Origin of the sequence: Streptomyces sp. NPDC050509 (assembly GCF_044457965.1) — a bacterium.
Classification (GTDB): Bacteria; Actinomycetota; Actinomycetes; order Streptomycetales; family Streptomycetaceae; genus Streptomyces.
Genome location: NZ_JBITHL010000001.1, coordinates 1182634 through 1198107 on the forward strand (window position 1 = coordinate 1182634; position 15474 = coordinate 1198107).

General features: G+C 73.9%; 9 protein-coding genes. 8 read left to right on the top strand and 1 reads right to left on the bottom strand.

Annotated features, from left to right (window positions below; genetic code table 11):
* Positions 1-11 precede the first annotated feature (11 nt).
* The 7 genes from ACIBJC_RS04480 (at position 12) to ACIBJC_RS04510 (ending at position 12935) form a co-directional block, all read left to right on the top strand.
* A complete protein-coding gene (locus ACIBJC_RS04480; RefSeq protein WP_399287590.1) occupies positions 12-359 on the top strand; it encodes a hypothetical protein in 348 nt (115 codons plus the stop codon).
* On the top strand, positions 356-739 hold the full coding sequence (locus tag ACIBJC_RS04485; protein WP_399287592.1) for a GPW/gp25 family protein: 384 nt from the start codon (positions 356-358) through the stop codon (positions 737-739). The genes ACIBJC_RS04480 and ACIBJC_RS04485 overlap by 4 nt, the downstream gene beginning before the upstream one ends.
* Positions 736-3996 carry a putative baseplate assembly protein gene (locus tag ACIBJC_RS04490; RefSeq protein ID WP_399287595.1) on the top strand — a complete coding sequence of 1087 codons (3261 nt, stop codon included), beginning with the start codon at positions 736-738 and terminating at the stop codon, positions 3994-3996. Before ACIBJC_RS04485 ends, ACIBJC_RS04490 begins: the two co-directional genes overlap by 4 nt.
* Positions 3993-7937, top strand: coding sequence for a putative baseplate assembly protein (locus ACIBJC_RS04495; RefSeq protein ID WP_399287598.1), 3945 nt, complete (start codon positions 3993-3995; stop codon positions 7935-7937). Before ACIBJC_RS04490 ends, ACIBJC_RS04495 begins: the two co-directional genes overlap by 4 nt.
* Complete coding sequence (locus ACIBJC_RS04500; RefSeq protein WP_399287600.1) at positions 7934-10147, top strand: hypothetical protein; 2214 nt, start codon at positions 7934-7936, stop codon at positions 10145-10147. Before ACIBJC_RS04495 ends, ACIBJC_RS04500 begins: the two co-directional genes overlap by 4 nt.
* A gap of 126 nt (positions 10148-10273) precedes the next feature.
* A complete protein-coding gene (locus tag ACIBJC_RS04505) occupies positions 10274-11932 on the top strand; it encodes a DUF6519 domain-containing protein (RefSeq protein WP_399287603.1) in 1659 nt (552 codons plus the stop codon).
* Between the two features lie 109 nt (positions 11933-12041).
* Positions 12042-12935: a peptidoglycan-binding protein gene (locus tag ACIBJC_RS04510; protein WP_399287605.1), complete on the top strand. Its 894-nt coding sequence runs from the start codon at positions 12042-12044 to the stop codon at positions 12933-12935.
* 112 nt (positions 12936-13047) lie between these two features.
* On the opposite strand, the gene ACIBJC_RS04515 is transcribed toward ACIBJC_RS04510, so the two are convergent.
* Positions 13048-14466 carry a phytoene desaturase family protein gene (locus tag ACIBJC_RS04515; RefSeq protein ID WP_399287608.1) on the bottom strand — a complete coding sequence of 473 codons (1419 nt, stop codon included), beginning with the start codon at positions 14464-14466 and terminating at the stop codon, positions 13048-13050.
* A gap of 155 nt (positions 14467-14621) precedes the next feature.
* Here ACIBJC_RS04515 and ACIBJC_RS04520 point away from each other — a divergent pair, with 155 nt between their 5' ends.
* Positions 14622-15416, top strand: coding sequence for a nucleotidyltransferase domain-containing protein (locus tag ACIBJC_RS04520; RefSeq protein WP_399288145.1), 795 nt, complete (start codon positions 14622-14624; stop codon positions 15414-15416).
* The last annotated feature ends 58 nt before the right edge of the window (positions 15417-15474 follow it).

The following is a 15474-nucleotide window of genomic DNA, read 5'->3' on the forward strand; positions in this document are numbered from 1 at the left end:
CGGGGAGAGACATGTTGTCCGGGAATCTCATCACCACCGGTTCCGCCATCAGTTGTCCGCACGGCGGCCGGGTCACGCCCGCCTCCGGCACGTCGTCCGGTGTACGGCTCGACGGCCTGCCCGTGCCCGCGGCGACCGACACGTTCACCGTCACCGGCTGCCGGCACACCGTGGACCGTGTGCCGTACCCGTGCGTCACGGTCCGCTGGACGCCGGGCCACGGCGGCGACAGCGTACGGATCGACGGTTCGCCCGTGCTGCTGGACAGCACGTCCGCGCTCTGCTTCAGCGCCGCGCTCGTGCCGCAGGGGCCGCCGGTCGTGACCGCGCCGACGAGCCGGGGGGTGAACTCGCGATGAGGAACGGCACCGTACGGAGCGACATCGCCTTTCCGTTCCGGGTCGACCGCCGGGGGCGTACCGCCCACGCCGCGTACGACGACCATGTGCGCGACCTCGTCGAGCAGTTGCTCTTCACCAGCCCGGGTGAGCGTGTGATGCGCCCCGACTTCGGCTGCGGGCTGCTCGATCTGGTCTTCACGCCCAACAGCCCCGAACTCGCCTCCGCGGTGGAGCTGTCGGTGCAGGCGTCGCTCCAGCGCTGGCTGGGTGAACTGATCGAGGTGGAGGCCCTGGACGTGATCAGCGAGGAGAACGTGGTGCGGGTGCATCTGCGGTACGTGGTGCGCTCCACCGCGAGCCGGCGCGACGAGGTGTTCGAGGGGAGTGGTCCGGCATGAGCGGGCCCGAAGGCCAGGTGGAGTGCCGGACGGACGGACGGCGCGCGAGGGTACGGGCCGCGCGGCTCGGCGGTGTGGACGCGGTCGAGGTCGGTGACGACGGGCTGACGCTCACCGTCACCTTCCTCGGGAAGGCTCCGCACGGCGTGTGTCCGGAGAACGTACGGATCGACGGCGGCCGGCGGATCACCGGCATCGAGGCCGTGGACGTCTCCGTCGAGCGCGAGGAGGATCCGGAGCTCGACGACCGGCTCTTCGTCACGCTCGACCGGACCGGGGACACCTCCCGCTACCGGCTCTCCCTCGTCGACACGGACCCGTACGGGCGGCCGGGCACCGAGCCGTTCCCCGGCTTCGACCAGCGGTATTTCTCCGCCGGGTTCGATTTCCGGGCGGGCTGCCCGACGCCCTTCGACTGCGTGGACGTGGACGAGGCGCCGGACGGTCACCCCGGGCCCGGCGTCGGCGCGGCGCCCCTCATCGACTACGTGGCGCGGGACTACGACTCGATCCGCAAGGTGATCCTGGACCGGCTGGCGCTGACCACGCCCGGCTGGGTCGAGCGCAACGCCGCCGATCTCGGGACCACCCTGGTCGAACTCCTCGCCCACACGGCCGATGTGATCAGCTACCAGCAGGACGCGGTGGCCACGGAGGCCTATCTCGACACGGCCCGGCGCCGGGTCTCGGTGCGCCGGCATGTACGGCTCATCGACTATCCGATGCACGACGGTGTCAACGCACGGGCGTTCGTGGCGGTCGAGACGGTACGTGAACTGGCGCTGGCTCCTGGGACGTTCCGCTTCGCGGCCGTCGACTTCCGGCGGCTGGGGCCGCGCGACCGGCCGGAGACCGGCACCGTCCTGGACGACCGGGAACTGGCCGTGCTGGAGGAGCGCGGGTCGGTGGAGATCTTCGAGCCGGTCGTCCCCGAGGACGCACCAACGGACACGGCGCCGCTGGTACTGCGGCCGGAACACAACACCATCCGCTTCTGGACCTGGGGCAGCGAGGTGTGTTCGCTGCCCCGGGGCGCCGTCTCCGCCACCCTGCGGGACGCGTGGACGGACGAGGAGTGCTCGGCGCGTGCGCTGGATCTGTCGCCCGGCGATCTGCTGCTGATCGAGGAGGTACGGGGAGCGCGCACCGGTACGCCCGGTGACGCCGACCCGGCGCACCGGCAGGCCGTACGGCTCCTGTCCGTCACCCCCGCCGTGGACCGGCTGGCCGATCAGCCCGTACTGGAGGTGACGTGGGCGGCGCGGGACGCGCTCGCTTTCCCCGTACGCCTCGCCACGCGCGGCGGACCGCGCTGCGAGCCGGTCGAGGACGTGAGCGTGGCGCGCGGCAATGTCGTGCTCGTCGACCACGGCCGGTCCCTGGCCTTCGGCGCCAGTGACGGAGGCGGAGACGGAGAAGGTGGCTGCGGCGACGGCGGTACGGGCGAGACGATCGTCGTGCCGCCCGCGCCCGCCGTTCCCGGGTCCTGTACGCCCGCCGGATTCGGCTGCTGGGAGCCCGACCAGGGCAACGCACCCGCCATGCTCCTCAACTCCCTTCTCGACCGAACGCGGGGTGGACAGGCCCTCACGCCGCACCAGGTAAGGGAGTTGTTCACCGTCGTCGGCGACGCGGCCACGGAACGCGTCGGCATCGGGCTGGAACAGGCGGGCCGCAAGCGGGAGAAGGTCGTCCCGGGCACCGCGTACGCCCAGGCCGAGGCGCTGGCGGCGCTGCTGGCCCAGGTCACCTACCCGGGTATCGCGCCGCGCTTCCGGCCGGTGCTGCACCGCTCCCCCGTCGTCCAGTCCGTACCGTTCCCGGAGCCCTGCCATGTCTCGGCGGGACAGGCCGACCGGCTGGCGGCGATCCCGGGCCACGCGCGGCAGCGGCTCGTGGAGCTGTGGCGCAGCGCCCGCGACCACGACGGACTCTCGGAGCCGGAAGTCCGGGAACTGACCGTGCTGTTCGGGCTGCGGGTGCTGGAACGCTTCGAGCTGCGCCGCCATCCGGTGCGCGCGCTGCGGGAATTGCTGCATCGCAGTGAACGGCTGCTGGCCGCGAAGCTGCGCCGGATCGAGGTGCTGAGCGCGCGGGCCCGCGCGGGAGCCGTGCTCGACGGTTCCATCTCCTGGGAGATCGAGCACAGTTGGGGCCCGCAGTACGCGGTCGGGCTGCACCCGGCCGATCCGGTGCTGCACGGCCCCGCCGCCGCCCTCGTGCAGGACCCGCGGGCCGCTCTGCCCGCGGTACGGGTGAAGGACGGCGACGCGTTCTGGGCGCCACGCCGGGATCTGCTCGGCAGCGGGCCACGGGACCGGCACTTCGTGGGCGAGCTGGAGGACGACGGGCGGATCGCGCTGCGCTTCGGCGACGGGCGGTACGGTGCCCGGCCGCGGCCCGGCGCCCGGCTGGAGCCGCGCTACCGGCTCGGCGGCGGGACCGCGGGCAATGTCGGGGCCGAGGCCATCAACCATCTTGTGCTGTGCCGTGATCCGGACGCGCCGGAGACCGCCGAGAACTCCCCCGGCGACCAGGATCCGACGTCGGTGCGCGGGGTACGCAATCCGCTGCCCGCCGTCGGTGGCACCGATCCCGAACCCGTCGACCAGGTACGCCAGTTGGCGCCGCTCGATCTGAAGCGTGCGCGGCTGCGCGCGGTCACCGCCGAGGACTACGCGGCGCTGGCGGCGGCCCTGCCCGGGGTGCAGCGCGCGGCTGCGGAGATCCGGTGGACCGGGAGTGTGCGGGAGGCGCATGTCGCCGTCGACGCGCTCGGGTCCGGTGAGCCCTCCGCCGAGCTGCTCGCCTCCGTGTCGTACGCGCTGGAGAGCTTCCGCCGGATCGGCCACGATCTGGTGGTGGGGCCCGCGCGTACCGTACCGCTGGATGTCGGCCTCGCGGTGTGTGCCGCACCGGGCCATCAGCACGGGCAGATCCTGGCCGAGCTGTACCGGCTGCTGGGCAGCCGGCGGCTGCCGGGCGGCGGACTGGGCTTCTTCCATCCTGACGCGCTGTCCTTCGGCGATCCGGTCCGGCTGAGCCGGCTGGTGGCCGTGGCGGCGGGTGTACAGGGCGTGGAGAGCGTCCGGGTTACCCGGCTGCGCAGGCTGTTCCACGGAGACCCTCTCGATGACACCGCACTGGAGGACGGCGTGTTGCGGCTCGGACCGCTGGAGATCGCGCGTTGCGACAACGACCCCGACCGGCCCGAGAACGGCCGCCTGTCGATCGAGCTCGGCGGAGGTGCCCGATGAGCGGCATCCCCGGAACCGACTGCGGCTGCGGCTGCGCTGGTGGTGGCGCTGGCGGTGGCGGTGGCCACGACGAGCGGTACGCGCCCGAGCCGCTGTACAACCCGCCGGGCCGCACCGCGCTCAACTACCGTGTGGGAACGTACGGTTCGTTCCTCGCGGCCATGCTCGACCGGCTCGCCTCGCCGGCCTATCCGGCGCTGCGCGGGCTGACCGTCCGTACACCGGACGACCCGGCGATCGGCCTGCTGGACGCCTCGGCGGTCGTCGGTGATCTGCTGACGTTCCACAGCGAGCGCGCGGCCGACGAGGGGTATCTGCGCACGGCGAACGAACACCGTTCCCTGGCGCTGCTCGGGCGGCTGGTCGGGCACCGGCCCCGGCCGGGCATCGCCGCCGACACGCACCTCGCGTACACACTGGACCGCGATCCGCGCGCCGAGGACCTGCCGGTGCTGATCCCCCGTGGGGCGCGCGCCAACAGTGTGCCCGCCACCGCGGACGAGGAGTCGCAGGCGTTCGAGACCAGTGCGGACCTCACGGCGCGCGCCGCCTGGAACGAACTGGCGGTACGCCGCCGCCGGCCGGCGCTGCTCACCGCGGACGATCTGCGGAAGCGGTCCGAGATCCAGGTCGCGGGGACCGACACCTCGCTCCGGACCGGTGACAAGCTGCTGTTCGTCTTCGGTACGGCGGCGGGCCCGGGCGAGGGGCAGGGCGAAGGGCAGGGCGGACAGCGGCTGCTGTTGCCGGTCGCGCGGGTCCGGATCGACCGCGAGGACGACGTGACGGCGATCGCGCTGCCGCTGTCCCCGCCGCCCTCGCTCACCGAACTCGTGGCCGAGCTGCGCGAGTGGATCACCGAGGACGACCGGGAGACCGAGGACGGCGACCCCGCCCCGGACAACCCCAATCCACGCCCCGTCAGCCGGATCATCTCGGACTTCGACGACCAGGTGCTGGCGCCGCTGCGCGCGGATCTGCCCGGGATCACCACTCCGGCGCGGCTCGTACGGCGGCTCACGGATCCGCACGAGCGCATGGTCGAGGCGGCAGCCGTGGCCGCCGCCTACGAGGAGGTCGCCGCCTGGTTCGAGCAGTTGGCCGCAGTGGTGGGGGAACTGGCCGAACGAGCCGCCGAGTTGGAAACCTCCCAGCCCGACCAACCCGAACAGCCCGACCCACCGGAGCAGACCGACCTACCGGAACAGCCGCAGCAACCCGACCAGTCCGCCCAGCCCAACCAGCCCGGCCGGACCGCCGCCCCCGGCGCCACGACCGGGGCCGCCCTGCGGGCGCTCGGCTCCGTACTCCCCGCGCTGCGCACCCGCGCCGCGAAGCCGCCGGCCGGGCGCCGCGCACCGTCGCACGACCCCGGGCACCTCCTCGCGCCCGGCTCCGACCTCGGGGCGCGCCTGCTGGCCGCGCTCGATCCACGGGTGGCGGACGGCCTGTACACGGCATGGCGGAGCGCCTCCCCGGCGGCCACCGCCATGGAGGTCACCGTCCCGCTGCTGCGCGAACTCCAGGCGCTGCGGGTGACGGCCGCCCCCTTCGGGGCCACGGCGCCGCTCCAGCCCGTGCAGGACGAGCGCGGCCGGGTCATCCGCCAGACGGACTGGCCGCTCACCGGATCGGCGCTGACCACCGTGCGGGTGGTGTTCGACACGGCGGGCAAGGTGCAGGTGCGGGCCGAGTTCCAGCACACGGAGCACGGCTCCTCGGTGCAGACCTCGGAGAGCCTCCCCGCCGAGAAGACCGTCGACCTCGGTCCCGGCCAGGTCGCCCTGAGCAGCCGCCCGGCGCCGAGCACCGGCGACGGAACGGACAACGGCGACAGCCGCGACAGTGGCGACCGCGCCGAGCCCGAACAGCCCGGCTTCACCGCCCGGTTGCTGCCCGGTCTCCCCGAGCGAACCCTCTTCGTCTCCCTTCCCGGGGACGACGGGCGCGTCCGGGTCACCGTCCGGGGCGACGAGCCGCAGGAGTGGTCACTGGCGCCCGGCGAGCGCCATCAAATCGCCCACGAGGGTTACGAGTTGACCGTCCGCTACGCGAGCGGCAGCGAGCCCGCGAATGTCGAGATCGGCATCGCGACCGTCCCCGAGCAGCCCCGCCGTCACCTCCTGCCGCTCGACTCCGTGCAGGACGGCGTCACGGTCGGGAGCTGGGTCGCCGTCGAGCGTCCCCGCAAGGGCGCCACGGGCCCCGACGGGATCCCCGGCGACCCGAAGCTCTCGTTCGTCGCGACCAGGGTCACCGCCGTACGCACCGCCGTGTACACCGACTACGGCATCACGGGGCGGGGCACCGAGCTGACCCTCGCGGATCCGTGGCTCGACGCGCACGACGTGCTGCTCTCCACGATCCGGGACACCGTCGTGCACACGGGCGGCGAGCCGCTGCGCCTCGCCGACGAGCCGCTGGGCGCGGACGTGCACGGAAACGAGCTGGAACTCGCCTCCCTCTACGACGGGTTGACCCCCGGCCGCCATCTTGTCGTGTCCGGGGAGCGCACCGACATCCCCGGTACGGCCGGGGTGCGGGGCACCGAGACGGCGGTGATCGCCGCGGTGGAGCAGCGTCTCGACCCGCTGCTGCCCGGCGACCATGTCCGTACGACGCTGACGCTCACGGCCGATCTGGCCCACCGCTACCGGCGTGAGACGGTGCGCGTCCAGGGCAATGTGGTCCCGGCGACGCGCGGCGAGAGCCGTGACGAGCCGCTGGGCAACGGCGACGCGGAGCGGATCCACCAGTCGTTCACGCTCTGGCAGTCGCCGCTGACCTGGCTGCCCGCCGACAATCCGCTGGGCGCCGTCCCGACCCTGGAGGTGCGCGTCGACGGGCTGCTCTGGCACGAGGTGGACAGCCTGGCCGGACATGGACCGCGGGACAGGGTGTACGTGTCGGGGACGGACGCGGACGGGCACCCGACGGTGACCTTCGGCGACGGGGTGTTCGGGGCGCGGCTGCCCACCGGGCACGAGAACGTACGGGCCCGCTACCGCTTCGGCACCGGCCGCGCCGCCAATGTTCCCGCGCACCGGATCACCCAGGCGATCACCCGTCCGCTGGGCATCACCGCCGTGACCAATCCGCTGGCAGCGACGGGCGGCGCGGACGGCGACGGGCCCGGCCTGACCCGCCGTACGATCCCTCTCGCGGTCTCCGCGCTCGACCGTCTCGTCTCCCTGAAGGACTACGAGGACTTCGCGCGCTCACGGGCGGGCATCGGCCGGGCGGCGGCCCGCGAGATCTTCGACGGCCGGCGCCGTGTGCTGCATCTGACGGTCGCGGGGACCGACGACATCGCGATCGCCGAGGACTCCGAGGTGCTGCGCGCGCTGCGCTCCTCGCTCGTACGGTACGGCGACGCGCGCCTCCCGGTCCGGGTCGATGTGCGTGAGCTGGTGCTGTTGCTGCTCGCGGCACGGGTGAAGGTGGCCCCCGACCACACCTGGAGCGTGGTCGAGCCCCGGCTGCGGCAGACCCTGCTGTACGCGTTCGGCAGCGGGCGGCGGGAGTTGGGACGTCCCGTCCAGCTCTCCGAGGTCCTGGCGACCGCTCACCGGGTGCCCGGTGTGGACCATGTCGACGTCGATGTCCTCACCGGGGTGCCCGCGTCGGTCACCGCCGACGGACTGGCCGGACTCGCGGGCGAGTTGAGCCGCCCGCGTGCCTCGGTCCCGGCGCGGTCCGCCACGTACGACGTGGACACCCACCACGTCACCGCGGCGGACGGCGAGACCCTCACCCTGGTCGCCGCGCGGTACGGCATGGCGCTGGCCGAACTGCTGTGCCTGAACCCGGACATCACCGATACCCGGCGGCTGGCGAAGGGGCGGGTGGTGGTGGTCTTCCGGGGCATCAGGCCCGCGCAGCTCGCCGTGCTGACGCCGGAGGTCGCGGACACACTGATTCTGACGGAGGTCACCGCATGAGCAGGGAACCGGACGGGCTCGCGGAGCTGCTTCCGCAGTGGCACCGGCTGCGCGACGCCGAGGACGGTGAGCCGCTGCGCGCGCTGCTCGCGGTGATCGCCGAACAGGTGGACCGGGTACGGGACGGGGTCGAGCAGGGGTACGAGGACTGGTTCGTGGAGACCGCGGCGCCGTGGGTGCTGCCGTATCTCGGCGATCTGGTCGGCCACACCCCGCTGCCGGGCTACGAGCGCGTACCGGCGCGAGGACTCGGCGCCCGGGACGACGTGGACGCGCGCGAACGTCTCGCGGAGGCGCTGGCGCCGCGCCGCGATGTCGCAGCGACCGTCGCCAACAGGCGGCGCAAGGGGACCCTCGCCCTGCTGGAGGAGCTGGCCACGGGGGTGGCCGGCTGGCCGTCGCGGGCCGTGGAGCTCTCCCGGCTCGTCGCGCACCACCAGCCCGTCAAGCTGTACGGAGCCGCGACCGACGCCACCCGGGCCCGCCGCCTGGAGCGCGGCCGGCTCGCGGACGTACGGGACGGCGCCGCGCTGGATCTGGCGGGCGGTCCCTTCGGCGCGGTGGCGCGGACGGCGGAGGTACGGCGGGCCGGCTCGGCGCGCCGCGCCGGCGGCAACTCGCCTGCCGGGGTAGGGCTGTTCGTGTGGCGGCTGAAGCCGCACCAGGTGACCGCGGCGCCCGCGTACTGCGTCGACCGGGCCCGCAACCTCTACACGTTCTCGATCCTCGGCAATGACACCCCGCTGGTGACCAAGCCGGTGCCCGAGCCGTCGCCCACCCATGTCGCGACGGTCGACCACGTACCCGCGTACATCCGCCGCAGGCAGCTCGCGGACCGGCTCGTGGACTACTACGGGCCGGGGAAGAGCTTCACGATCCGGCGCGACGGCGGGAAGGAGCCGGTGCCGCTGTCGGACCTCGTCGTGGCGGACCTGACCGACTGGCGCTACCGCCCCGCGCGCGGGCAGGTGGCCGTCGACCCGGTGCTCGGCCGGATCGCGTTCGGGGCGCGTTCCGCGCCCCGCCAGGGCGTGTGGGTCAGCTACCACACCGCGTTCTCCGACGACACGGGCGGCGGCGAGTACCCGCGCGACCGAGAGACGCCGGTCACGGCGACGGTCTACCAGGTCGGGCCCGGCCGTACGTACCAGCGGATCATGGACGCGTACGGCGCGTGGCGCGACGACCGGCGCGGCGGGCGCTGCGGCCCCGACGGCGTCATCGAGATCACGCACAGCGGCGCGTACCAGGAGCAGTTGGACTTCGAGCTGGATCCCGGCGACCGCCTGGAGGTACGGGCGGCGGAGGGCGCGCGGCCGGTGATCCGGCTGCTGGACTGGTACAGCAACCGGCCCGACGCGCTCAACATCCGTGCCAGGGAGGACAGTGAGGGCGACGACGGCGGCGGGGACCGCACGGGCGGCGGCCCGGGACGGCCGGGACGTCCCGCGGCGCCGCGGATCGTGCTGGACGGTCTGCTGATCACCGGACGCGGTCTCCATGTCTCCGGGCCGGTCGGCACGCTCGTCCTGCGGCACTGCACGCTCGTGCCCGGCTGGTCGCTGGAGCCGCACTGCGCGCCGCACTCCCCCGAGGAACCGAGCCTGGTGCTGGACCGCACCACCGCGTGCGTGGCGATCGAGCGGTGCGTCCTGGGCACCATCGAGGTGATCGGCGACGAGGTACGGCACGACCCGCTGGCCCTGCACATCCGCGACAGCGTCCTCGACGCCACCGGCCACGACCGGGCCGCCCTGTCCGCGCCGGACTGCCGCCACGCCCACGCCGTCCTGCACGCGCACCGCACCACGGTGATCGGCGAGATCCACACACACGCGGTGGAGACCGCCGAGAACAGCATCTTCACGGGGGTGGTCCGGGTGGCCCGGCGGGGTATCGGCTGTATGCGGTTCTCGTACGTGCCGCCCGGCTCGCGCACCCCGCGGCGCCACCGCTGCCAGCCCGATCTGGTGGGCCGGGAGAACGCGCAGCTCGTACGGCCGCTGTTCACGAGCGAGCGGTACGGGACGCCCGCGTACGGGCAGCTCGCGGACGGGTGCGCCGAGGAGATCGGGCGGGGCGCGGAGGACGGCTCCGAGATGGGCGCCTTCCACGACCTGTACCAGCCGCAGCGCCTGGACAGCCTGCGGTCCCGGCTCGCCGAGTACACCCCGGCGGGTGCGGACGCCGGCATCTTCCGCGTCACCTGAAAGCCGCCCGAACGTACCCACTCACGGACCCACCGACCGACCGCCGCTCCGCCCCATCCGCCTTCCCACCCGCCTCCGCACCCACCGCCCCATGTCATACCGAACTTCCGAGGGGGACCCCTTCCCATGCACGCAGACATCTCCCGTGACACCTTCAGGCCCGAGCGGCGCTACTCGGCCGTGATCGCGCAGCAGGGCCGCGTCCAGCTCGACGCGGACGCCAACGAACAGGCCGCGATCCAGCTCGCCCAGGCCCGTACCGTCGCCGCCGACCTGATCGGGCAGCACGGCGGACCGCGCGACGCCACCGGCTTCGCGGTGGGCTTCGTGCCGGGCAGCCGGGAGCTGGACGACCTGACGATCGGGGGCGGTCGCTACTACGTGGACGGCATCCTGCTGGACGCGAGCCGCCCCGAGCCCGGCGTCCCGGTCGTGGACGACGAGCCCGGGAAGCCCGCCGCCGAGGACGACGAAGGCCAGGACGGCGACGGGGCCCCGGCGCCCGCCGCGTCGGAGCCGCCGGCCGGCTGGACGTACTGGGACCAGCCGGACGCGTACCGCGACCCGGAGCGTCCCGGCGACCGGCTGCCCGCCCACTTCCCCTATCTGGCCTACCTGAAGGTGTGGGAGCGCTCGGTCACGGCGGCCGAGGACCCGCTGCTCCGCGAGGTGGCGCTGGGCTCCGCGCTGCCGGACACGGCGGCCAGGATCAAGGTCGTCTGGCAGGTGCTGCCGCTGCCCGGCGCCGAGTTGGAGCTGGAGACGGCCGACGGATCGCCCCAGAGCCAGGACGAGGTCCGCGCGGCGTTCGCCCGGTGGGTGGCGGCGCAGGCGCCGACGGCCCGGATGGCGGCGCGCAGCCGCCGGCCGGAGCACGCGGACGACGAACCGTGCCTGGTGAAGCCGGACGCCCGCTACCGGGGGCCGGAGAACCAGATGTACCGCGTGGAGATCCACGAGGGCGGCACGGCGAAGGAGGCGACGTTCAAGTGGTCGCGGGAGAACGGCTCCGTGACCTTCGCCGTCGACGAACTCGACGGTACGTGGGTGGAGTTGGCCTCCCTCGGCAGCGACGACAAGCTCGACCTGAACGTGGGTGACCTGGTCGAGTTCACCGACACCGGTGCCATCGGCCGGGGCGAGACGCTGCCGCTGCTGCGGGTGGAGGAGGTCGACCTGCCGGGCCGGCGCGTACGGCTCTCCGGTGAACCGGAACGTCACATCGGACGGCGCCCCGAGCTCCACCCGTTCCTGCGGCGCTGGGACCACCGGCCGGTCTCGCGCCACACCGGGAGCGGCGGTACGGGAGGGTCCGGCCGCACGAAGCAGGGTGCGGGGAGGACGCGCGGCGGCGCGCTGCGTATCGAGGAGGGCGGCTGGCTGCCGTTGGAGGACGGCGTCCACGTGTACTTCGAACCGGGGAAGACCTACCGCTCCGGTGACTTCTGGACCGTTGCCGCCCGTACCGCCACGGGCGACGTCGAGTGGCCGACGGACGCGGCGCGCCGGCCGCTGCTGCGCTCCCCGCACGGGATCGGGACGCATTACGCACCGCTGGCCTGGGTGCTCAGCGAGAGCGCGGTGACCGATCTGCGCCTGGCGTTCGGACCGCTGGCCGTGCCGGTCCCGGCGGCGAGCGAGGCGGAACTGGCCGCGGAGCGCGCGGCCGAGGAGGAGACCGTGGCGGCGGAACGCGCCGCGGCCGACGCGGCGGCGCGGCCCGCCGACGACGGCACCGACGCCGCCACCGAGGCGCCGGGGAGCGAGGAACAGCCGGGGAACTGACGACGCGCCGCGCGCGCGGAGCAGCCCGCACGACAGAACACGGCAGCACGCACCAAGCTCACAGCAAAAGGCACACAGCACACCGGAAGATCCGTGAAGGAGCACCACGATGGCCACGCCTCTGACCGCCGCCAGACTGCTCAAAGCCCTCCGTGACGAGGGGCTGACCGTCGTCGAACACCGGAGCTGGCGTACCCACAACCGCAACCACAAGGGTGCCTGGGGTCCGATGCACGGGGTGATGATCCATCACACCGTCACCTCCGGCACCCAGAGCTCCGTCGAACTCTGCTACAACGGCCACTCCTCGCTGCCGGGCCCGCTCTGCCACGGGGTGATCGCCAAGGACGGCTCGGTCCATCTCGTCGGCAACGGCCGGGCCAACCACGCCGGTCTCGGCGACGACGACGTGCTGCGCGCGGTGATCAACGAGACGGCGCTGCCCGCCGACAACGAGGCCAACACCGACGGCAACCGCTATTTCTACGGCTTCGAGTGCGTCAACCTCGGCAACGGTACGGACCCGTGGCCGGCCGCCCAGCTCGAAGCGATCGAGAAGGCCGCGGCGGCGATCTGCCGTGCGCACGGCTGGAGTCAGCGTTCGGTGATCGGCCACAAGGAGTGGCAGCCCGGGAAGATCGATCCGCGCGGCTTCACGATGGACTCGATGCGGAGCCGGATCGGCAACCGGCTCGGCGGCAAGCCCGACGGCCCCTCGACGCCTCCGGCCAAGCCCCCGGCCAAGCCCCCGGCCACGTACGAGCCGTTCCCCGGGGCAGCGTTCTTCGCGGCCGGGCGGCACAGCGCGGTCGTCACGGCGATGGGCAAGCGGCTGGTGGCTGAGGGGTGCGGGCGGTATCAGGTCGGTCCTGGCCCCGACTGGTCGGAGGCCGACCGCGCCTCGTACGCCGCGTGGCAGCGCAAGCTGGGGTACGAGGGCGGCGACGCCGACGGCATCCCGGGCAAGGCGAGCTGGGACCGCCTCAAGGTCCCGCAGGTCTGACCGACGCGTCCGTCGGCCGACACCACCCCCGGCCGCCACCCCCGGCCGCCGCCACCGCCGAGGCAGCCCGCCCGGCGGACGACGCCCCGGTCCCGCCCGCCCCCGGTCCCGCTCAGCCCTGGGCCCGCAGCCGCCGCCATACGGCCTTCGCCGCGTTGTGCCCGGACATGCCGTGCACCCCGGGGCCGGGCGGCGTCGCGGAGGAGCAGAGGAAGACCGCGGGGTGGGCGGTGGCGTACGGGAAGAGGGAGATCTTGGGGCGCAGCATGAGCTGGAGCCCCGAGGCGGCGCCGCACGCGATGTCCCCGCCCACGTAGTTGGCGTTACGGGCGGCCAGCTCGGGCGGGCCCGCCGTGGCGCGGGCCAGGACGCGGTCGCGGAAGCCGGGCGCGAAGCGTTCGATCTGCCGCTCGACGGCGTCCGTGAGGTCGCCGTCCCAGCCGTTGGGGACGTGGCCGTACGCCCAGAAGACATGCTTGCCCTCGGGCGCGCGCGAGGGGTCGACCAGGCTGGGCTGGGCGGTGATCAGGAACGGTGTGCCGGGCGCCTGCCCGCCGGACGCCTGGCGCAGGGCGAGCCCGATCTCCCCGCTGGTGGGGCCGATCTGGACCGTACCGGCGCGGCGGGGCTCCTCGGCGGTCCACGGGACGGGCCCGTCCAGGGCATAGTCGATCTTGAAGGTGCTCGCGCCGTAGCGGTAGCCGTCGTAGACCCTGCCGAGGCCGGCGATCCTGGCGAGCGCGGTCGGGGAGGTGTCGAAGACGTACGCGCGGGCGGGCGGCAGGTCGTCCAGCCGCTTGACCTCGTACCCGGTGTGGATCGTGCCCCCCAGGTCGCGGAGGTACGCGGCGAGCGCGTCGGAGATCGACTGGGAGCCGCCGCGTGGCACGGGCCAGCCGCCCGCGTGCGCGGCGAGGGCGAAGATCAGGCCGACGGCGCCGGTGGCGAGGCCGTCGAGTGGGGCGATCACATGGGCGACGAGCCCGGCGAACAGGGCCTTCGCCCGCTCGTCGCGGAAGCGGCGCGTCAGCCAGGTCGACGGGGGCAGTCCGGTGAGGCCGAAGCGGGCGAGCGTGACGGGGTCGCGGGGCAGCGCGGTCAGCGGCAGGGACATGAAGTCCCGCGCCAGGGTGTCCCACTTGCCGAGGTAGGGCGCGACGAGCCGGCGGTACGCGCCGGCGTCGCGCGGGCCGAACGAGGCGGCCGTCTCGGCGACGGAGCGGGACAGCACGGCGGCCGTCCCGTCGTCGAAGGGGTGCGCCATGGGCAGGTCGGGGTGGAGCCAGTCGAGGCCGTACCGGGCGAGCGGCATGGTCTTGAAGACGGGCGAGCCGATCCCCAGGGGGTGTACGGCGGAACAGGGGTCGTGGCGGAATCCGGGGAGGGTCAGCTCTTCCGTCCTGGCCCCGCCGCCCACCGTGTCCTTGGCCTCGAACACGGCCACGGAGAACCCCCGCCTGGCCAGCTCGACGGCGGCGGTCAGCCCGTTGGGTCCCGCCCCCACGACGACGGCATCGAGCATCGACGTCACCTCGGACTCCTTCATCAGCCGGTGACAAGGAAGCCCAGGATATTCCCGGGCACCGACAGCCCGAAGGCGGGTACGGTCCGCACACGATGAATGACGCGACGAGTGACGCGACGAACGAGGCGGGGGACGGGGCGACGGACGCGAAGGTGCTGGCCATGGCCGCCCGGCTGGCCTCGGTACGCGGGGTACGCGCGGTGTCGCTCGGCGGCAGCCGCGCCCGGGGGACGCACCACCCCGGCTCCGACTGGGACCTGGGGGTCTACTACCGGGGCGCGTTGGACGTACCGGCGCTGGCGGCGCTGGCCGCCGAGGTGACCGGCTCCCCCGTCGAGGTCGCGGGCCCCGGCGGCTGGGGCCCCTGGGTCGACGGGGGCGCCTGGCTGAGGGTGGACGGGGCGGCGGTGGACTGGATCCTGCGCGACCTGGACCGGGTGGAGCGGGTCTGGGAGGAGTGCCGTCAGGGCCGTTACGAGGTGGGCACGCAGCCGGGGCACCCACTCGGGTTCTGGTCGCCCGCGTATGCCGGGGAGGTCGCGCTCTGCCGCGTACTGGCCGATCCGCACGGCGAGTTGACCGCGCTGCGCACGGCGGCGGGGAGCTATCCCGAGCCGCTGCGTGCCGCGCTCACCGGGGCCGTCTGGGAGGCGGACTTCTCGGTCGCCGCCGCCCGTAAGGTGACGCGGGCGGGGGTGCGGGACCCGCTGTTCGTGTCGCTGTGCCTGTCCCGGGCCTTCGGCGTCCTCGTCCAGGGTCTGCTCGCGCACCACCGGGTGTGGTGTCTCCACGAGAAGGGCTCCGTGGCGGTGGCCGCCGCCCTGCCGGACACACCGCGGGACTTCGCGGACCGGGTCGCGCGGGCCCTGGCGGCGCCGGCCCCGGAGGCGGTGGCGGAGGCCGCCGCGCTGGTGCGCGAGACGGTGGCCGTGCTGGAGACCGTACGGGACGCGTGAGGCGGCGACCTGCGCGCACCTGACGTACCTGTCCCGCCTGACGGGCCCCGCGCCCACC